Below are 16,992 nucleotides of genomic sequence, written 5' to 3' on the forward strand. Positions count from 1 at the left end.
TTCAACCCTGCAGCCAGTTGCGCACCTTCTCCAGGGCCTGCCAGCCCGGCCGCCGCCGAAGGCCGTCGGCCATGGAATCGGTGAGTTCCGTGGCCAGCTCAGGGGCCATCACCAACACCCGCTGCACCAGCTCCACATGCTCGCGCACACCCTTCTGGCCGGTCTCCAGCATCGCCACGCTGAGGTTGATGCGGGCCTGTGGATCCTGGGGATTCAGGCGCACGGCCGTGCGGGCCGAGCGCAGCGCCGCATGAGGCTGGTCCAGCAGCAGTTGCAGCCAGGCGAGGCAGGTCCAGCCGGCTGAGAGGCGGGGCTGCTGGGCGGTGATGCGCAGGAAATCGTCGATCACCTCCTCGGGGGCGGCGCCCTGCTGGTAGCGGCTGATCGCCTGATCGAACAGGGAGGCGGCCTCGGAGGAGGGCGCGCCGGCGTCGCTGTCAGCTGCCGGCGCGGGGGAGGATGTGCTGGCCGTCATGGCTGCGGCATGTGAGCGAAATGATCCTCAGATTCCCATGCCGTCGCCGCCCGGGATCGTCTCAGACCGCGAAGGAGCTGCCGCAGCCGCAGGTCTGGCTGGCATTGGGATTGGTGAAGTTGAAGCCGCCACCGATCAGGGCCGAAGAGAAATCGAGCTGCATGCCATAGATGTACAGCAGCGACTTGGGGTCGCTGACGACGCGGAAGCAGGGGGCTCCCTCCGGTTCATAGGTGTAGATCTCGTCGTCATCGCGGATGGCGCCGGCGTCGATGAAATCCATCGTGTAGCTCATGCCACTGCAGCCGCCCGAGCGGACGCCCACCCGCAGCACCTTGTCGTCGCCCTGCTGCTGCATCAGGGACGCCAGCTGACGCATGGCTGGCTCGGTGATCAGGATGCCGCGGCCGTCGACACCGGTGTGGGTGGGCGCCGGCGCGCTGGCCTGGATCGCGTCGGCGGCCTCAGGGGCGGCCTGGGGGGCGGTGGCGCTCGGGCTGGGAGAACTCATGGCGGCTGGGCGGAGGGGGTGCGTGAGGACTGGAACGGTGGGGTGACGCCGGGAGTCGGCTGAAAGGAGCGGCTCGCTGCCGCATCTCTGGTTGTCACGCACTGTATGGAGGTCGAAGCCGCCTTGGCCGATGGTGTTGTCGCCGCAGGGACCCGGGTGGCCGCCGGCGAGCGGAGTCGCGGCGCCGGTTCTCCGCCCTGCCGGCGCCGTCGCTCCGCCCTGCCGCTCCATAGAGTCGGTGCCTAGGCGGGAGAGAAGCGTGCGGGTGGCCATCGTGGGAGCCGGGCTGGCCGGTCTGTCGGCGGCGGTGGATCTGGTCGATGCCGGCCATGAAGTCGACCTCTACGAGGCCCGGCCGTTCCTCGGTGGCAAGGTCGGGAGCTGGGTCGATGACGACGGCAACCACATCGAGATGGGGCTGCATGTCTTCTTCTTCAACTACGCCAATCTGTTCGCCCTGATGCGCAAGGTGGGGGCGATCGACAACCTCCTGCCCAAGGAGCACACCCACCTGTTCGTCAACGCCGGCGGCGATCTGCGCGAGCTTGATTTCCGCTTCCCGATCGGCGCCCCCTTCAACGGACTCAAGGCCTTCTTCACCACCCCTCAGCTCGACTGGATCGACAAGCTGCGCAATGCGCTCGCCCTGGGCACCAGCCCGATCGTGCGCGGCCTGATCGACTACGAGGGGGCGATGAAGGTGATCCGCGATCTCGATCGCATCAGCTTCCACCAGTGGTTTCTCAGCCATGGCGGCAGCGAGCAGAGTATCCGCCGCATGTGGAACCCGATCGCCTACGCGCTGGGCTTCATCGACTGCGAGGCGATCTCGGCCCGCTGCATGCTCACCATCTTCATGATGTTCGCGGCGAAAACCGAGGCCTCCAAGCTCAATCTGCTCAAGGGCTCGCCGCACCGCTGGCTCACGGGTCCGATCCTGGAATACATCCAGCAGCGCGGCGGCCGGCTGCACCTCCGTCATCGCGTCACCGAGGTGTTGTTCGAGGAGGGAGAAGCGGGCTCGGATGGTCTGCCCGGCACACGGGTGAATGGCCTGAAACTCGGCACTCCCGAGGGCGAGATCTCGGTGCAGGCCGACGCCTATCTGGCCGCCTGCGATGTGCCCGGCATCCAGCGGATGATTCCCGAGACATGGCGCCGCTGGCCGCTGTTCGACAACATTCACCGGCTGGAGGCGGTGCCCGTGGCCACCGTGCAGCTGCGCTACGACGGCTGGGTGACCGAGCTCGGCGAGACGGCCGCCGCCGAGGCGCACCGGCGTGATCTGAGCCATCCCGCCGGTCTCGACAATCTGCTGTACACCGCCGACGCGGACTTCAGCTGCTTCTCCGATCTGGCGCTCTCCAGCCCGGTGGACTACCGCAAACCGGGTCTGGGATCTCTGCTGCAGTGTGTGCTCACCCCCGGCGATCCCTGGATTCCCAAGAAGACCGAGGAGATCGTCGCCCACACCGATGCCCAGGTGCGGCAGCTGTTCCCCTCCGCCCGCAACCTCAAGCTGGTGTGGAGCAATGTGGTCAAGCTGGCCCAGTCGCTGTACCGCGAGGCCCCGGGCATGGAGCCCTATCGGCCGGCGCAGCGCACGCCGGTGGTGAACTTCTTCCTGGCCGGCAGCTACACCCGCCAGGACTACATCGACTCGATGGAAGGCGCCACCATGAGCGGACGGCTGGCGGCCGCGGCGATCCTCGATCGCCCGGTTCAGCTGGCCACCAATGCGGCTGCGGCCTAGGGGGACCTGATGGGACGTTGGCTCGAGCACTCCGTCACGACCGAGATCGAGGCCCCGGCCGACCGGGTCTGGGAGGTGTGGAGCGACCTGGAGGCGATGCCGCGTTGGATGCGCTGGATCGAATCGGTCGTGATGCTCGATGATCCCGATCTCACCGACTGGACCCTGGCGGCCCAGGGCTTCCGCTTCCACTGGAAGGCCCGCATCACCCGCCGGGTCGAGGCGCAGCAGCTCCACTGGGAATCGGTGGGAGGGTTGCCCACCCGAGGGGCCGTGCGCTTCTATCCCCTCTCCGCCGATCGCACCGCCGTGAAGCTGTCGGTCAGCTATGAGCTGCCGGGTGTGCTGGCCCCTCTGATGGAGCCCTCCATTCTCGGTAACATCGTCACCAGGGAGTTGCAGGCCAATCTTGATCGTTTCCGGGATCTGGTGGAAACGGGTTGAAGGGCCCCTGAGGGCGATTGTGCTCATCCCGTTGCTGGTGATCGGCGGCTGTGGTTTCGAACAGTTCCTGCTGGGCCGACCAGCGGACCCGGATCAGCCTGAGCCGCTGCCCCCCCCCCGCTCCGCCGGTCCTCAGACGAATGTCGGCGCCGGGCTGTCGCCGCTGCTCACCCCCCAGCAGGTTCTCACTGCCGTTCCGTTTGGACGCCCCGACCCCTTCGCACCAACGCCGGGCACCGCTCCACCGCGGGCTGACGCCGTCTCAGGGGCGTCGGCCGCTCGTGCCGGCGCTCCCGCCACCGCTGGCACGGCTGCCGCTGCTGCCCAGCCCGCCAGCACGTGTCAGTCTCAGGGTCTGCGGCTCACCGGTGTGATCCGCAGCGGCGGTCGTGCGGAAGCCCTGGTGAGCGTCGGCCCTCTGAGCGGCACTCTGCGTATCGGCGATCGTGGCGGCCGCAGCACCGATCTGCTGCCCTCCGGCTGTGTGCTCGCGTCGATCCACTTCGGTGGATTCACTCCCGCCGATCCCCCCTCGATCACCCTCCAACGCGGTCAGCAGAGAGAAAAGGTCACCCTCTGAGCACCGGCCCCGGGCTCAGCCCAGCGCCTGCACGCAGGCCTGCGACAGGCCCTCGAGATCATGGGGGTCGGCTTCGGCATCCACACGACCCAGTGCCTCGATGCAGCTGCGACTCGTCTGAGGTCCGATCGAGACCACGCGCAGTCCCTCCAGCACGGTTGGCCAGCTCTCGCCGAAGCTGTCCTGCAGCATGCGGGCGGTGTGCTTCACCGTCTTGGCGCTGGCGAAGGTGATGGCATCCAGTCGCCGCTGCTGCAGCGCCTGCAGGGCTCCACTGGGCAGCCCCCGGGGGCAGCGGCTCTCGTAGGCGGCCACCTCCACCACGCGGGCTCCGGCCTCTCCGAAGGCCTCCGCCAGCACGGTGCGGCCGCCGCTCTGGACACGCGGGAGCAGCAACCGCAGCCCCCATCCCGAGACTGGGAAGTGCTCGATCAGGCTGTCGGCCACGAAGCTGGGGGGCACGAAGTCGGCTGGGGCTCCCAGCTCCTCCAGCAGCGCCGCGGTGCGGCGTCCCACGGCGGCCAGGCGGGCGTTGCCGGGGCGACGCGCCAGGCTGGTCCCCATGCGTGCCAGTCGCTGCTGCACGGCCTCGACGCCATTGGCGCTGGAGAACACGATCCAGTGGAAGCTTTCCAGGTCGGCCAGGGCTTCATCGAGCGGGTCCCAGTCGTCCGGCGGTCCGATCACGAGGGCGGGGATGTCCACCACCGCCGCGCCGAGCTTCTCCAGGCGTCGGCGCGCCTCGCCGGCCTGCTGCTCGGCGCGGGTCACGGCGATCGTCCGGCCCGTGAGCGGGCCTGCCGGTGGCGTCATGGCGTCTGGGGGGGGCAGGGATGGGAAGGGGACTCTGGATCGGTTCCGTGGCCGTTCAGGCCGGACCCGTCATTCCAGTCAAGCGATGGGGGCGCCGGCGGCGTGACCGGTTGACTTCCCTCACGGGCCTCACGGGACGTCCAGCTGCACCATCGCTCCCGCCCGCTGGGCCAGCGCTGCGGCCTCCTGCTGGCGGCCCTGCTCGGCCAGCAGGGTGATGGCCCGTCTGAAACCGCTGCGGGCGGAGGCGATGTCTCCGGCCAGAAGACAGGCCGCCGCCAGGTTCTGCTGGGTTTCGGCGTGCTCCGGAGCCAGGCTGATCGCCTGGCGATAGGCGGCGATCGCCTCCCCCAGGGCGCCCCGCTGGCGCTGGATCAGCCCCAGCTGGGTCCAGCCCAGGGCGAACTCCGGTGCCGCGGTGGTGACCTGGCGGGCGTGCTCGAGGGCGGCCTCGCCGTTGCCCAGGCGCAGTTCCAGGATGGCCAGATTGAGCCGGGCGCCCAGGTTGAGACGCGGGTCCAGCGGCAGCTCCAGGGCGGCGGTGTAATGCCCGCGGGCCCGCCGTGGATCGCGGGCGGATTCGGCCAGCCCCAGATGCAGCAGCAGCTCATAGCGCTCGGCCGCTGCTTCGGGCGGGCAGGCGGCCAGGCCGCGGCGCAGCAGCCGGAGGGCGCGATCGCTCCGCCCCTCGCTCAGTTCCAGCCCTCCGAGCTTGGCGCAGGCATAGGGATCGTCCGGCCGGCGTCGCAGCTCGGCCTCCATCGCCTGACGCAACTGGCGCGCCTTGCGGCCATCGGCCAGCAGCTCGGGCCGGTAGCCGTCGTGCAGCAGGGCCGGTTCGGGGCACGCCAGCACCCGCCGGTGCGGCTCGTCGCGCAGCAGGGCCGCGACGCTGTCGTCGACCATGGCGTGGTAGGCGCCGCTCCAGTGAATGGCGGGGTGCCGGCGAAAGAGGCGACTGACGCTGGAGTAGGGCGACTGGGCGGCCTCCAGCTCGACCCGCAGCAGGTTGATCAGCAGTGCCTCCGGCTCCTGCATCAGTCGCCGCAGCGGCTCCCTGGCTTCCGGCCGCAGCCGTTCGTCGGCATCGAGCACCAGCACCCAGTCGCCGTTGGCCAGCTCCAGGGCGTGGTTGCGTGCCGGAGCGAAGTCGCCCGGCCAGCTGAGGTGATGCACGGTGGCGCCGCAGGCGGCGGCGATCGCGGCGGTGTCGTCGCTGGAGCCGGTGTCGACGACCACCATCTCGTCGACGAAACCGCGCACCGACTCCAGGCAGGCCTGCAGCCGGGAGGCTTCATTGCGCACGATCATCGACAGGCTCAGCCCCGGCATCGCTCCCCCGCTCATCAGTCGGTGAAGCCGGTGCGCTGGCCATCCCTGCCAGCCCCGCTGCCGCATGCCGCCTCCCCGGACGGATCGCCGGGAAGGGACGGAGCCGGCCCCAGCCCCAGAGCGGCGAGCACTGCCTCCTGGGCCAGGGGCATCTGTCCGGGGCTGCAGGCCGCCGGAATCCCCGGCGCCACCAGCGTTCTCAGCCGCCGCCACAGGTAGGGGCTGCCGTAGATGGCCAGGCCCGCCAGGCGGCCGAGGTTCTGCAGCTGGCGGATCGCCGCCTCCCAGGGCTCCTCGCCGCCGCCGGCGCTGCCACGGAAGGGATTGCCACGCACGAACAGCTGCAGCACCACGGGGCCCTCGCCCAGGCGCGCCAGATCCAGGGGCGCCTCGGCATCGTTGCGCCAGGGTGAGGGTGCCTGGGGGGTGATCAGACACGGTTTCAGGCCGGCGGCACTCGGCCGGCTCAGGGCCGGGGCGCTCGCCATCAGAAACGGGCTGGCCAGGGGGTGGTCGAGGCGGATCAGGTTGAGGCCGCCGTCCCCAGGGGCCAGCGGCATGCTGGCCGGGCTCTGCACCTCCAGGCTGCGCCGCACCAGCTCGACGGCCAGCTGCCGGTCCTCGGGCAGAGGGCCATTGCGCAGAGGGCCCAGCGGCGTGAAACCCGCATCGGGGTCGGCCTCGGCCGGTGGGGGGAGCGCATTCAGAGCCCGACTGCGTCGCTCCAGGCTCTCCTGCAGCCGTTCCTCGCTCAGGCGTCCGGACTGCACGGCCGCCACGATCGCTTCGATCGCCGCCTCGGCATCGGCCGGCATCAGCACCAGATCGGCACCGGCCTCCAGGGCCAGCACCGCAGCCTCACCCGCCCCGTAGCGGCCGGCGATCGCCTCCATCACCAGCGCGTCGGTGACCACCAGGCCGTCGAAGCCCAGATCGCGGCGCAGCAGGTCGGTGAGCACCGCCTTGGAAAGGGTGGCCGGGCGCTCGGCGTCGAGGCTGGGCAGGAGCAGATGGGCCGTCATCACCGAGGCCACGCCGCTGGCGATCGCCTCGCGGAAGGGGGGCAGCTCGATGGCCTCGAGCCGCTCGCGGCTGTGCTCCAGGAGCGGCAGGTCCAGATGGGAATCCGTGGCGGTGTCGCCATGGCCGGGGAAGTGCTTGGCGCAGCAGAGCACCCCCTCCGCCTGGGCCCCGCGCAGGAAGGCGCAGGCCAGGGAGCCTGCGGTGGCCGGATCCTCTCCCCAGGCCCGCACGTTGATCACGGGATTGGCCGGGTTGTTGTTGACGTCGCAGACCGGGCCCAGCACCCAGTTGAGGCCCAGGGCCCGCGCCTCGCGGCCGGTGCAGCGCCCGTAGCGTTCCGCTAGCTCCAGGGCCGCGGCCGGATCCCGGTGGTGCAGGCCGGCCAGGGCCAGGGGGGGCACCAGCCAGCTGGCGCCCTCGAAGCGCTGCCCCACCCCCTCCTCGACGTCGGCGCACAGGAGCAGGGGCGCCGGGCTCCAGGCCTGCAGCTGCAGGGTGCGCAGCCGCAGTTCCGCGGCGCTGCCGCCCAGCAGGATCACGCCCCCCACGCCCTGTGCCAGCAGCTGCTGCAGCTCGGCGTTGCGCAGTTCCCAGCGGGGATAGCGGCGCTGGCCATCGCTGAGGTGGCCGCTGGCGCGCACCACCAGCAGCTGCGCCACCCGGCGCCGCAGCTCAGGGCTCATCGCCGGAGGGATCAGCCTGGACCGAGGCGGAACCCTCCCCGCCGTCGTCCTGATCGGTGCCGGTGGGGATCTCACCGCGCTCGCGACGCTCCTCCTCCAGGCGGTTCAGCAGGCTGAGGACCGTGGTGCCGCGCTCCAGGCCCCGGTCCAGCTGGAAGACCACCTCCGGGGTGCGTCGCATCTTCAGGCGCCTGCCCAGCTCCCCCTTGACGTAGGGAGTGGCGGCTCTGAGGCCTTCCATGACCTGCAGGCGGTCGTCTTCGCTGCCCAGCACGCTCACCCGGATGCGGCAATGCTGCAGATCGCCCGCCACCTCCACCGCGGTGACGCTGACCATGCCGTGGTGGACCCGCTCGTCGCGGATGCCGTTGACCAGCAGTTCACTCACCTCACGGCGCACAAGCGCCGCCACCCGCTCGACGCGGCGTCCCTGGGCCATCGCTAGATCGACGGTGCGGTGTTCACCATCGCACGCAGCACAAGGCCCAGGCTGAGCAGGCCGCTGATCAACGCCCCCACCAGGGCCACGGCGGTGACCGGATTGCTGAGGCGCTGCAGCAGCGGATCAAGCACTGACTGGAACACCCCCAGTCCGAAGGCCACCAGATAGCGCGGATAGCGCGTCACATTCAGGAAGAAGTCCTTCATCGCTGCTCGGGCATCGGCGCCGGGGATCCGCTCGCGCGGCTGGCCGCCCATTTTCGGCCAAGGGCCGTGCGGGTGACGTGGCTTCCACACTCCGCAGGAAGGTCCCACCAGAAACCTGGCTGCTCAGGCAGGCGCCAACGCCCCTCTGTGGCCATCGGGCAAGCAGGCGTCGCTTCGCTGCGGCGCCCCCTGACGATGCGGCGGGCGCCTGCTGCCTCACTGCCCTGTCCCTTGTCCGTGGGGCTCAATCCCTGCCGGCTCCCGTCACGGCCCGCACGCTCCTGCTCGCTACCCTGCGCCCACAGGCCTGTCCGGAACGTTCTGTGACGATGGAGTTGCACCAGTTCCGCCACTCGGCCTTCTGCGAGAAGGTGCGGCTGATTCTGGCCTCCAAGGGCCTTGAGGTCACTCTGGTGGAGGTGACTCCTGGCCTCGGTCAGCTGGAGCTGTTCCGTCTGTCCGGCCAGCGCCAGGTGCCCGTGCTGGTGGAGGGGGCCACGGTGATCGCCGATTCCACGGTGATCGCGCTGCATCTGGAGGAGGCCCATCCCACGCCGGCGCTGCTGCCGGCCGATCCCGTCGCCCGCGCCCGCGTGCTGCTGCTGGAGGACTGGGCCGACACCGCCCTGTCAGCCGGCTGCCGCCGAGCCCTGCTGCAGGCCGCCACCGCCGATCCGGTCCTGCGCACGGCCCTGCTGCCGGAGGCTGCGCCCTCGATGCTGCGGCAGCTCGTGAGCGCCCTGCCCGGCGGGCTGATGGCACCGATGGGCGAGGCGATCACTGAGGCCCTCGCCCCCTGTGAGGCGCGTCAGCTGCAGCGCAATCTCGAACAGCTGGTGGTGTTGATCGAGGCAGGGGCCTATCTGGTGGGCGATCGCCTCAGCCTGGCGGATCTGGCGGTGGTGGCCCAGTTGTCGCTGCTGCGCTTCCCCGCCACGGCCGGTGCTCCTCTGGCCGGCCGCGGCCTGCCGGGTTTCAGCGACAACCCGCTGCTGGCGCCGCTGTTCCAGTGGCGTGATCGGATCCTGGCGGAACTGGGACGAGCCTGAGCCGCCAGTGGTCGCTGGAGAGTGGCGTTGCCGCCAGCCCCTCGCTGGGCGATGGGTAGCGAGCCTGCCACTGCTCAGCGGCGATGCTCCCATCGACCAGCAGCCGCCACCGGCCGAGGGTCTCGATCCGGCTGACCCGTGGTTCGCCCGGGCCGTGCAACACCTGCAGGCTGAGCTCGTCGTTGAGAAAGCGCTCCGGCTCCGGTGTTTCGCCCCGCTGCCCGATGAGTGTGGTCTCCAGCAGCAGGTCGCCGGCGAGGCGGGCCAGCTGCCGCTGGGGGTTGGCCGGATCGTCCTGAACCGACAGCAGTCGCTCCCCCAGCAGGCTGCGGCCGACCGAGCAGGCGTTGAAGGCCCGCTCGGCCACGGCTCCGCCCCGTCCATCGGGCCGGAAGCGGGCCTGCCAGGGCGGATTGGGCTGGGGTGGCATGGCGGGGTCCATCGACAGGGTCTCGCTTTCCACCAGCCACGTGCCCTTGAACCAGATCGGCCACGCCGGTGCCTGATGGCCGGGCCGGGCCAGCGGAGCCGGCAGCTTCCATGCGGGCCACTGGTGCAGGCGGCGTTCCAGGGGGGTGGCTGGAGCCAGCGGGCCAGCCTCCGCTGCTGCTGCCGGTGGCGCCGCGCTGACGCTCAGCAGCACAGTGACCACCAGGAGCCCCGCCAGCGCCCGCCACAGCGGCATTCCCGGGGCTGCTGAGCGGAGAGCCTGCACCCCAGGGAGCCGCAGCGCCGCCAGGATGGCCCGGATCCGCCCTCTGCCCATGTCCGATCCCCTGCTGCGGGAGCTCGATCATTACGTGGTGCTGGAGCCGGCCGCGGCCGAGCGCATCCTCAGCGCCGCTGAGACGCGTGACTGGCTGGCGGCGCAGCTGGCGGGGCTGGAGCATCCGCCGGAGGATCTGCAGGGTCTGGCGGATGACCGGGCCCGGGCCGAACGGCTGCTGGAGACGGCCTGTGCCCTGGAGCTGGCTCCCGGTCACACGATCCAGTGGTTCGCAGTGCGCCTGGAGCCCCCGGGATCGCGGCCGGCTGCCGCCTCGGCTTCAAGGTCAGCCCCGGGAGCATCAGGGAGCGAATGACGTCAGTTCAGCGACTGGGTCAGGCGGCCGTCAGCGTCCTGAAGCTGCACCGGCGCAGTGGGGGGCTGGGTCCGTTCCCTGAGGATGGTCGGCAGGGCCGCCACCACCCGCTCAGCCACCGCCCGCGGATCGTCGCCGCCCCGCTGTTCGACCCGCAGGTCGGCCTGGGCGTAGAGGGGGCGGCGCGCCTGCAGCAGGGTCTCCAGCCGCGCCGCCGGGTCCTCCGTGGCCAGCAGCGGCCGTGGTGTCGGATCGGCCTGCAGACGGTCCAGCAGCAGTTCGGCGGGGGCATCGAGCCAGATCACCACCCCCTGATGCAGGTGGCCCCAGTTCACCGGCCGGGTCACCACGCCGCCGCCGGTGGCCACCACCAGCGAATGCCAGCCGGTGATGCGATCGAGCACGGCCGTCTCCAGCTCGCGGAAACCCTCCTCGCCATCCGCTTCGAAGATCGCGGGAATCGGCCGCCCCGCGGCCTGCTCCAGCACCTGATCGGCATCGAGGAAGCGGTAGCCCAGGGCCTCGGCCAGCGGGCGCCCCACGGCGCTCTTGCCGGCTCCCATCATCCCCACCAGGTAGAGATTCAGGCCCCGCAGGCGGTGGGTCAGCTCAGCGGCGGCGAGGGGGGGCGAGGACATGCCGGTGATCGGCGGGTGTGAAGGTGTGTTTCTAGGATGCGCCTCCCCGATCGAAGCGGATGACCGCAGCCGGCCTGCAGGCCCCGCTCCAGACCCCAATCCCCCCTGGCCGGGAAGTCGCGGCCCACGGCCGGGGGCGTCCCTGCGTGATCACACGCCGGGCCTGTTTCAGTGCCAGTCACCTGTATCGCCTGCCGGAACTGAGCGATGCGGAGAACCAGCGGCGCTTCGGGCCCTGCAGCCGGGTGCCTGGCCACGGCCACAACTACGAGCTGATCGTGGCCATGGGCGGCGCACTGGATGGCGACGGCATGGTGCTCAACCTCTCGGATGTGAAGCACGCCATCCGCCGCGAGGTGACCGAGCCGCTCGACTTCCGCTTCCTCAACGAGGCCTGGCCGGAGTTCGATCTGGAGCGCCCTGAGGGGCGACTCCCCACCACCGAGGCGCTGGCCCTGGCCATCCGTGACCGCCTCGCTCCCCATCTGCCGCTGATGGGAATCCGCCTGTACGAACACCCCGATCTCTGGGCCGATGTGCTCAGCGGACCCGCCATCGATCCCATGGAAGCCTTCCTCTCCATTCGCACCCACTTCGCCGCTGCCCACCGCCTGGCCCGCCCCGAGCTCAGCCAGAGCGAGAACGAGGCGATCTACGGCAAGTGCGCAAGGCCCCATGGCCATGGCCACAACTACCTGCTGGAGGTGAGCGTGCGCGGGCCGATCGATCCCCGCACCGGCATGGTCTGCGATCTGGCGGCGCTGCAACAGCTGGTGCAGGACCTGGTGGTGGAGCCGTTCGATCACACCTTCCTCAACAAGGACGTCGAACACTTCGCCAGCTGTGTGCCGACTGCGGAGAACATCGCCCTACACATCGCCGATCTGCTCAGTCAGCCGATCGCCGGACTGGGGGCCCGCCTTCACAAGGTGCGTCTGCAGGAAAGCCCCAACAACGCCGCCGAGGTATTCGCCGAAATGGCCCAGTTGGGGATGGTGCCCTCTGCTCTGGAGGTCCTGGCCAGCGCCTGAGGGGCCTCCCGGATCGAATCAGGCCTGCCTGCCTCGCGCTTTCACGTTCCTGTGAGCTGTGCCCCCCTGAGGTGGATCCATCGATGACTCCTCCGTCAGGGCCCAGGAACGGCCTGCCGCATCTGCGGCTGGTCCTTGCCGTCAGCCTGGATGGTCGTCTGGCATCGCCGGCGGGGGGCGCAGCCCAGATCGGCGGCCGCGGCGACCGGCGTGTGCTCGAGGAAGCCCTGGCCTGGTCCGATGGTGCGCTGCTCGGGGCCGAGACCCTGCGGCGCCATGGCAGCACCTGTCTGATCCATGCCCCCGACCTGCTGGAGCGACGCCTTCAGCAGGGGCTGGCCCCCCAGCCGCTGGCGCTGGTGGCCAGCCGCAGTGGCCGCCTGCCGCCGGGGCTGCCCTTTTTCGCTCAGCCCGTTGAGCGCTGGCTGCTGCTGCAGAAGGCTCCGGCCGAGGAACCGCCCACCGAGCCGCTTGTCGCTCCGCCGGTTGAGTGCACTGGCGCAGTCCCTGGGGCGTCGGAGCCACGGGGCTCTGCCGAAGCCATGCCAGAGGTCGCGGGGCAGGAGGGGGAGGCCATCCTCTCCGTCGAGGCCGCTCTGTTGGGCGCGAGGAACAGCGTTGCCCGGCCGGTGGTGCACCCGGCCGGTTTCGCCAGGGTGCTGACCATGGAGGGCTGGGAGCCGGCCCTGCGGCAGCTGGCGTCGGTGGGGCTGCAGCGGCTGGTGGTGCTCGGCGGGGCCTCCCTGGCGGCCAGCCTGCTGGCCGAGGACCGCCTGGACGAGCTTCAGCTCACCTTCTGTCCGCAGCTGCTCGGCGGTGCGCACACCTGGCTGGGCCCCACGGCGCTGGTGCCGGTCCCCGCCCGTGGCGGCTGGCGCCTGCTGGAGCACCGTCGCCTCGAGGGAGACGAGCTGATGCTGCGCTACGGCCGGACTGCGACCGGAGGCTGATCCGGGGGCTGGTCTTCCCCTGCCCGGGCGATGGCGGTGGATCGGTCTGGGACGACTGGGCTGGACGCCCGTCGCGGGCCAGGCCAGTGGATCCGGTAGGAGCCGTTGATTCCGTCAAGGCCACGGTCCCGTTCGGTTCGGCTGTGGGCTCAATCGGTCGCGGCGCGATGGTTCCGGCGCCTCCTAAGGCTGCTCGCCGGCGGGGGGAAGGCCGAGGCTGCTGAAGCGGCGCGCCAGCTCCTGCAGCGGCACATCGCGCAGGGTGTCAGCCGGCAGGCCCAGCAGGCGCGCCAGGCAGCGCTTCACCACCACCTCGCTGTCGTCACCGAAGCGGCCACGCATCAGTTCGGTCAGCACCCCCATGCCGCGTCCCGTGGTGTCGGTCTCCTCGATCAGGCAGCGGCTGGTGGGGGCGGCCAGCTTCCGACAGGGATCACGCAGCCGGCTCGCCAGCTCGGGGTTGTCGCCGGCGGCCGCCTCGACGCAGGCCCTTGCCAGGCGGTTCTCAAGCTGGGGGCGGAGAAGCACCAGCAACGGCTTCCAGACGCCTGCCTGGGCTGCCGGCATCGGCAGGCCCAGGCCCAGGCAGGCGGTGGCCGCCAGCAGCAACAGCCGGAACCGGTGCGAGGGGCAGAAGGCGATCAGGGCTCGCTGGCGGCGGGTTGTGGTTAGTTTTGCGCCTCTTCGTACCCTGTCGCGCACGACGCCATGGCCGAGCTTCGGGCGCAGTGGCACACCACCCTGAATCAGCTGCCCGAGGACCAGTGGCAGGCTTTGCTGCGGGCCGGTGCCGCGGAAGGAGGCGAGCCGCCACCCTTCTACTCCTGGCGCTGGCTGCATCATCTGGAGGCCAGCGGCAGCATCGCGCCCCGTGAGGGCTGGCAGCCCTGCCATCTGGCTCTGTGGCGGGGTGAGGTGTTGGTGGCGGTGGCTCCGCTGTATCTGAAGGGGCACAGCTATGGCGAATTCGTCTTCGATCAGGCCTTCGCCCAGCTCGCCGGCCAGCTCGGACTGCGCTATTACCCCAAACTGGTCGGCATGAGTCCGGTCAGCCCGGTGCAGGGCTATCGCTTCCTGGTGGCCTCCGACGAGGACACCGCACGACTCACGGCGTTGTTGCTCGAGCAGATCGATGTCTTCTGTCAGCGTAACGGCATCCTCAGCTGCAATTTCCTCTACGTGGATCCGGCCTGGCAGCCCCTGGCCGAGGCGGCCGGCTGCGAGCGCTGGATCAACCAGCAGAGCCAGTGGACCAACCCGGGACACGCCGATTTTGAGGCCTATCTGGCCAGCTTCAACGCCAACCAGCGTCGCAACATCCGTCGCGAGCGGCGCGCCGTGGCACAGGCGGGTCTGACGGTGACGCCCCTCGCCGGTGAGGCGATCCCGCCGCCGCTGCTGGGCCGGATGCATCACTTCTATGCGCAGCACTGCGCCCGCTGGGGGCCCTGGGGAAGCAAGTATCTCAGCGAGGCGTTCTTCGAGGCGGCGGCCCTTGAGCTGCGCGAGCACCTGGTGCTGTTCAGCGCCCATCGGGGGGATCCCGGCGATCCGCTGGCGATGAGCCTTTGCGTGCGGGGCGGAGACAGCCTCTGGGGTCGCTACTGGGGCAGTGATGTGGACCTCGACAACCTGCATTTCGAGGTCTGCTACTACGCGCCGATCGAGTGGGCGATCGCCCAGGGGATCCGCCGCTTCGACCCCGGTGCCGGTGGCAGTCACAAGCGCCGTCGAGGATTCCTGGCGGAGCCCCGCGTCAGCCTGCATCGCTGGAGCGATCCAGGCTTCGCCGCCATCCTCAGAGAGTGGCTCCCCGGGGCGAACCGGCAGATGCTGGCGGAGATCGAGGCGGTCAACGCCGAGCTGCCATTCAGCGCCACCTACGATCCACCCCATGTCCAGCTGCAACACCACGACGTCGCGCCAGGCCCTGGATGAGGAGCTCTCGAAGCGCTTCATCGAGCTCGATCCTGCCGGCTATTTCCTGATCCGCGTCGATGCGGAGACCGCCGAACTGGTGGCCGAGCACTACAGCAACAGCATCAACGAACGAGGCCTCGCCACCGACCCCGACACCGGCGAGGTGCTGGCCTGCCGCGGCGGCGGTCCGCGCAAGCCGACCGCCATCTATCGCGGCCGCAGCGCCAAGGAACTGGGCATGGCCCTCACCGAGGGTGACGGGCCTCACCCCCTCAGCCGCCTCGATCACGCCCTCTATCTGGGCCGTGAGCTGCAGAAGGCTGAGCTCTGCCTGGAGCAGGGGATCGCCTACGTCCAGGATTGATCGAACAGGACTGATCGAATCGTTCCGGGGACGTGTACAGCGGCCCTGTGCCGCCCTTCAGGCCGGCTGAAGCTCCCGGGTCGGGCTCACGGGTGCGGTCGGAGGATCGGGGGGCAGGGCCGCCAGCTGTTCCTGGATCTCCCGGCTGACGATGCCGCGATATTCCTGGAAGTGCTCGTTGTGAGCCAGGGTGACGAGGAATTGCTCGAACACCTCGGGATTGTGGCGGGCGATCTTCAGCAGGGAGCGCCAGAAGCGCCAGCGGGTGTCCCGCTTGATGCCCTGCCGCCAGATCACGATCGCGAGAGCCCGGATGTCGGTCCAGCTGGGCAAGGTCGCCTTGCCGAGTGCCACCCCTTTGGGAGCGAACTGCTGCCAACGGGGTTTTCCCGCCTTGAGGTAGTAGTGGGTGACGCGGTCGATATAGGCATTGGGTTCGTAGAGACGGCAGAAGGCATCCACGTATTCGTTGGCGATCTCACGGATCGGTCGCGTCGGCACGAAGTTGAGCAGGTTGGTCTGATTGACGCCCTTGGCGTCGGTCTTCTCCTGAATCAGGCGACCTTCTTTCTCGAGCCGGTGCCACAGACCGGTGTTGGGGAGGGCCTGCAGCATGCCCATCATCGCGGCAGGGATGCCGGTGCGGCTGACGAACTGCACGATCCGGTCACCGGCACCGGTCTTCTCACCGTCGAAGCCGATGATAAAGCCGGCCATCACGCGGATGCCGTAGGAATTGATGCGGTCCACCGCCTCCTCGAGGGAGCTGCGCATGTTCTGGTGTTTGCCGGCGATTGAGAGCGAGGCCTCGTCCGGTGTTTCGATGCCGAGGAACACGCTGTCGAAGCGTGCTTCGCTCATCATCTGCATCATCTCCTCGTCGGAGGCCAGATCAACCGAGGCCTCGGTGGCGAAGCTGAAGGGGTAGTTGCGTTCGATCTGCCACTCCTTGATCGCCGGCAGCAGCAGCTTGGCGTTGCGCTTGTTGCCGATGAAGTTGTCATCCACCAGGAAGATCGAGCGCCGCCAGCCCAGGTCGTACAGAGACTGGAGTTCGGCAATCAGTTGCTGCGGTGTCTTGGTGCGCGGCTTGCGGCCGTAGAGCACGATGATGTCGCAGAATTCGCACTGGAACGGACAGCCCCGCGAGAACTGCACTGACATCGAGTCGTATGCGTCGAGCTCCAGCAGGTCGAAGCGGGGAACCGGGGTGGCGGTCACATCCGGCTTGTCGCCGTTGGCGGTGAAGCGGCCTGAGGTGTCGCCGCGTTCGATCGCCTCGATGAACATCGGCAGGGTGATTTCACCCTCATCGAGAATCTTGAAATCCGCCAGTTCCAGCTCGGGAGCATCCGGAGTGGAGCTGGCGAAGGGCCCGCCCACGGCCACGGGGAGGCCGCGTGCCTTGGCTTTGGCGATCTGCGCGGCCATGTCGGCCTTCTGCACGATCATCCCCGAGATCACCACCAGCTCTGCCCAGTCCCATTCCGCCTCGGTGACCTCGCGCACGTTGCGGTCGACAAGCTTCATCTCCCACTTCTGGGGCAGCAGAGCCGCGACGGTCACCAGACCCAGAGGTGGCAGCAACACCTTGCGGTTGACCAGCTCCAGGATCTTCTCGTAGCTCCAGAAGGTCTTGGGGAATTCTGGATAGAGGAAGAGGGTGCGCATGCGCTCAGGGTTTCAGGGTCGGTTC

20 protein-coding genes are annotated in these 16,992 nt (G+C 69.6%); 9 read left to right on the plus strand and 11 right to left on the minus strand.

All coding sequences use genetic code 11. The features are described 5' to 3' along the window. Nucleotide 1: 1 nt before the first annotated feature. Complete coding sequence (locus tag H8F25_RS10350; RefSeq protein ID WP_231596760.1) at nt 2-475, minus strand: hypothetical protein; 474 nt, start codon at nt 473-475, stop codon at nt 2-4. Nucleotides 476-536: 61 nt separating this feature from the next. Then, nucleotides 537-986 carry an iron-sulfur cluster assembly accessory protein gene (locus H8F25_RS10355; RefSeq protein ID WP_197210352.1) on the minus strand — a complete coding sequence of 150 codons (450 nt, stop codon included), beginning with the start codon at nt 984-986 and terminating at the stop codon, nt 537-539. A gap of 259 nt (nt 987-1,245) precedes the next feature. Here H8F25_RS10355 and zds point away from each other — a divergent pair, with 259 nt between their 5' ends. From zds to H8F25_RS10370, 3 genes are read left to right on the plus strand one after another with little or no spacing between them, the layout of a single operon-like run. Further along, nucleotides 1,246-2,739, plus strand: coding sequence for a 9,9'-di-cis-zeta-carotene desaturase (gene zds, locus H8F25_RS10360; RefSeq protein ID WP_197210353.1), 1,494 nt, complete (start codon nt 1,246-1,248; stop codon nt 2,737-2,739). Nucleotides 2,740-2,748: 9 nt separating this feature from the next. Further along, on the plus strand, nt 2,749-3,183 hold the full coding sequence (locus H8F25_RS10365) for an SRPBCC family protein (RefSeq protein WP_197210354.1): 435 nt from the start codon (nt 2,749-2,751) through the stop codon (nt 3,181-3,183). Between the two features lie 19 nt (nt 3,184-3,202). Then, nucleotides 3,203-3,763 (plus strand): hypothetical protein, encoded by a 561-nt coding sequence (locus tag H8F25_RS10370; protein ID WP_197210355.1) that lies wholly within the window; start codon nt 3,203-3,205, stop codon nt 3,761-3,763. A gap of 15 nt (nt 3,764-3,778) precedes the next feature. Here H8F25_RS10370 and H8F25_RS10375 read toward each other — a convergent pair whose 3' ends face one another. The 5 genes from H8F25_RS10375 to H8F25_RS10395 form a co-directional block, all read right to left on the minus strand. Beyond that, a complete protein-coding gene (locus H8F25_RS10375) occupies nt 3,779-4,576 on the minus strand; it encodes a uroporphyrinogen-III synthase (RefSeq protein WP_197210356.1) in 798 nt (265 codons plus the stop codon). A gap of 129 nt (nt 4,577-4,705) precedes the next feature. Continuing rightward, a complete protein-coding gene (locus H8F25_RS10380) occupies nt 4,706-5,923 on the minus strand; it encodes a glycosyltransferase (RefSeq protein ID WP_197210357.1) in 1,218 nt (405 codons plus the stop codon). Next, the gene (locus tag H8F25_RS10385; RefSeq protein ID WP_197210358.1) at nt 5,923-7,614 is read right to left on the minus strand and encodes a glycoside hydrolase family 3 N-terminal domain-containing protein; all 1,692 of its coding nucleotides are present in this window, start codon (nt 7,612-7,614) and stop codon (nt 5,923-5,925) included. The genes H8F25_RS10380 and H8F25_RS10385 overlap by 1 nt, the downstream gene beginning before the upstream one ends. Further along, nucleotides 7,604-8,053: a 30S ribosome-binding factor RbfA gene (gene rbfA / locus H8F25_RS10390; RefSeq protein WP_197210359.1), complete on the minus strand. Its 450-nt coding sequence runs from the start codon at nt 8,051-8,053 to the stop codon at nt 7,604-7,606. Before rbfA ends, H8F25_RS10385 begins: the two co-directional genes overlap by 11 nt. Nucleotides 8,054-8,055: 2 nt before the next feature. Further along, on the minus strand, nt 8,056-8,262 hold the full coding sequence (locus H8F25_RS10395) for a DUF751 family protein (protein ID WP_197213718.1): 207 nt from the start codon (nt 8,260-8,262) through the stop codon (nt 8,056-8,058). A 329-nt stretch (nt 8,263-8,591) separates the two neighbouring features. Here H8F25_RS10395 and H8F25_RS10400 point away from each other — a divergent pair, with 329 nt between their 5' ends. Beyond that, nucleotides 8,592-9,311, plus strand: coding sequence for a glutathione S-transferase family protein (locus H8F25_RS10400; RefSeq protein WP_197210360.1), 720 nt, complete (start codon nt 8,592-8,594; stop codon nt 9,309-9,311). Here H8F25_RS10400 and H8F25_RS10405 read toward each other — a convergent pair. Continuing rightward, a complete protein-coding gene (locus tag H8F25_RS10405; protein ID WP_231596761.1) occupies nt 9,238-10,077 on the minus strand; it encodes a DUF6816 family protein in 840 nt (279 codons plus the stop codon). The two genes, H8F25_RS10400 and H8F25_RS10405, sit on opposite strands and share 74 nt — an antisense overlap. On the opposite strand from H8F25_RS10405, the gene H8F25_RS10410 reads away from it, so the two are divergent. Next, nucleotides 10,076-10,393: a chlororespiratory reduction protein 7 gene (locus tag H8F25_RS10410; RefSeq protein WP_197210361.1), complete on the plus strand. Its 318-nt coding sequence runs from the start codon at nt 10,076-10,078 to the stop codon at nt 10,391-10,393. The two genes, H8F25_RS10405 and H8F25_RS10410, sit on opposite strands and share 2 nt — an antisense overlap. A 2-nt stretch (nt 10,394-10,395) precedes the next feature. On the opposite strand, the gene H8F25_RS10415 is transcribed toward H8F25_RS10410, so the two are convergent. Continuing rightward, a complete protein-coding gene (locus tag H8F25_RS10415; RefSeq protein WP_197210362.1) occupies nt 10,396-11,031 on the minus strand; it encodes a shikimate kinase in 636 nt (211 codons plus the stop codon). 59 nt (nt 11,032-11,090) lie between these two features. Between H8F25_RS10415 and H8F25_RS10420 the strand changes: the two genes are divergently transcribed. After that, nucleotides 11,091-12,062 carry a 6-carboxytetrahydropterin synthase gene (locus H8F25_RS10420; RefSeq protein ID WP_197210363.1) on the plus strand — a complete coding sequence of 324 codons (972 nt, stop codon included), beginning with the start codon at nt 11,091-11,093 and terminating at the stop codon, nt 12,060-12,062. Between the two features lie 83 nt (nt 12,063-12,145). After that, on the plus strand, nt 12,146-13,012 hold the full coding sequence (locus H8F25_RS17730) for a dihydrofolate reductase family protein (protein ID WP_231596762.1): 867 nt from the start codon (nt 12,146-12,148) through the stop codon (nt 13,010-13,012). A gap of 183 nt (nt 13,013-13,195) precedes the next feature. On the opposite strand, the gene H8F25_RS10435 is transcribed toward H8F25_RS17730, so the two are convergent. Then, on the minus strand, nt 13,196-13,621 hold the full coding sequence (locus H8F25_RS10435) for a hypothetical protein (RefSeq protein ID WP_231596763.1): 426 nt from the start codon (nt 13,619-13,621) through the stop codon (nt 13,196-13,198). 99 nt (nt 13,622-13,720) lie between these two features. Here H8F25_RS10435 and H8F25_RS10440 point away from each other — a divergent pair, with 99 nt between their 5' ends. Beyond that, nucleotides 13,721-14,950, plus strand: a complete 1,230-nt coding sequence (locus tag H8F25_RS10440; RefSeq protein WP_197210364.1) for a GNAT family N-acetyltransferase — start codon at nt 13,721-13,723, stop codon at nt 14,948-14,950. Then, complete coding sequence (locus H8F25_RS10445; protein WP_197210365.1) at nt 14,907-15,296, plus strand: DUF4346 domain-containing protein; 390 nt, start codon at nt 14,907-14,909, stop codon at nt 15,294-15,296. Before H8F25_RS10440 ends, H8F25_RS10445 begins: the two co-directional genes overlap by 44 nt. 57 nt (nt 15,297-15,353) lie before the next feature. Here H8F25_RS10445 and H8F25_RS10450 read toward each other — a convergent pair whose 3' ends face one another. Further along, nucleotides 15,354-16,967, minus strand: coding sequence for a B12-binding domain-containing radical SAM protein (locus tag H8F25_RS10450; RefSeq protein WP_197210366.1), 1,614 nt, complete (start codon nt 16,965-16,967; stop codon nt 15,354-15,356). Between the last annotated feature and the right edge of the window lie 25 nt (nt 16,968-16,992).

The organism is Synechococcus sp. CBW1004 (assembly GCF_015840715.1).
Lineage (GTDB): Bacteria > Cyanobacteriota > Cyanobacteriia > PCC-6307 > Cyanobiaceae > Cyanobium.

Bases quoted from the DNA above. Each gene is read 5' to 3' on its own strand.
- H8F25_RS10395 (WP_197213718.1), bottom strand. From the start codon at position 8,262: ATGAAGGACTTCTTCCTGAATGTGACGCGCTATCCGCGCTATCTGGTG.
- H8F25_RS10420 (WP_197210363.1), top strand. From the start codon at position 11,091: ATGACCGCAGCCGGCCTGCAGGCCCCGCTCCAGACCCCAATCCCCCCT.
- H8F25_RS17730 (WP_231596762.1), top strand. From the start codon at position 12,146: ATGACTCCTCCGTCAGGGCCCAGGAACGGCCTGCCGCATCTGCGGCTG.
- H8F25_RS10415 (WP_197210362.1), bottom strand. From the start codon at position 11,031: ATGTCCTCGCCCCCCCTCGCCGCCGCTGAGCTGACCCACCGCCTGCGG.
- rbfA (WP_197210359.1), bottom strand. From the start codon at position 8,053: ATGGCCCAGGGACGCCGCGTCGAGCGGGTGGCGGCGCTTGTGCGCCGT.
- H8F25_RS10365 (WP_197210354.1), top strand. From the start codon at position 2,749: ATGGGACGTTGGCTCGAGCACTCCGTCACGACCGAGATCGAGGCCCCG.
- H8F25_RS10350 (WP_231596760.1), bottom strand. From the start codon at position 475: ATGACGGCCAGCACATCCTCCCCCGCGCCGGCAGCTGACAGCGACGCC.
- H8F25_RS10375 (WP_197210356.1), bottom strand. From the start codon at position 4,576: ATGACGCCACCGGCAGGCCCGCTCACGGGCCGGACGATCGCCGTGACC.
- H8F25_RS10400 (WP_197210360.1), top strand. From the start codon at position 8,592: ATGGAGTTGCACCAGTTCCGCCACTCGGCCTTCTGCGAGAAGGTGCGG.
- H8F25_RS10445 (WP_197210365.1), top strand. From the start codon at position 14,907: ATGTCCAGCTGCAACACCACGACGTCGCGCCAGGCCCTGGATGAGGAG.
- H8F25_RS10380 (WP_197210357.1), bottom strand. From the start codon at position 5,923: ATGAGCGGGGGAGCGATGCCGGGGCTGAGCCTGTCGATGATCGTGCGC.
- H8F25_RS10450 (WP_197210366.1), bottom strand. From the start codon at position 16,967: ATGCGCACCCTCTTCCTCTATCCAGAATTCCCCAAGACCTTCTGGAGC.
- H8F25_RS10355 (WP_197210352.1), bottom strand. From the start codon at position 986: ATGAGTTCTCCCAGCCCGAGCGCCACCGCCCCCCAGGCCGCCCCTGAG.
- H8F25_RS10405 (WP_231596761.1), bottom strand. From the start codon at position 10,077: ATGGGCAGAGGGCGGATCCGGGCCATCCTGGCGGCGCTGCGGCTCCCT.
- H8F25_RS10440 (WP_197210364.1), top strand. From the start codon at position 13,721: ATGGCCGAGCTTCGGGCGCAGTGGCACACCACCCTGAATCAGCTGCCC.
- H8F25_RS10385 (WP_197210358.1), bottom strand. From the start codon at position 7,614: ATGAGCCCTGAGCTGCGGCGCCGGGTGGCGCAGCTGCTGGTGGTGCGC.
- H8F25_RS10410 (WP_197210361.1), top strand. From the start codon at position 10,076: ATGTCCGATCCCCTGCTGCGGGAGCTCGATCATTACGTGGTGCTGGAG.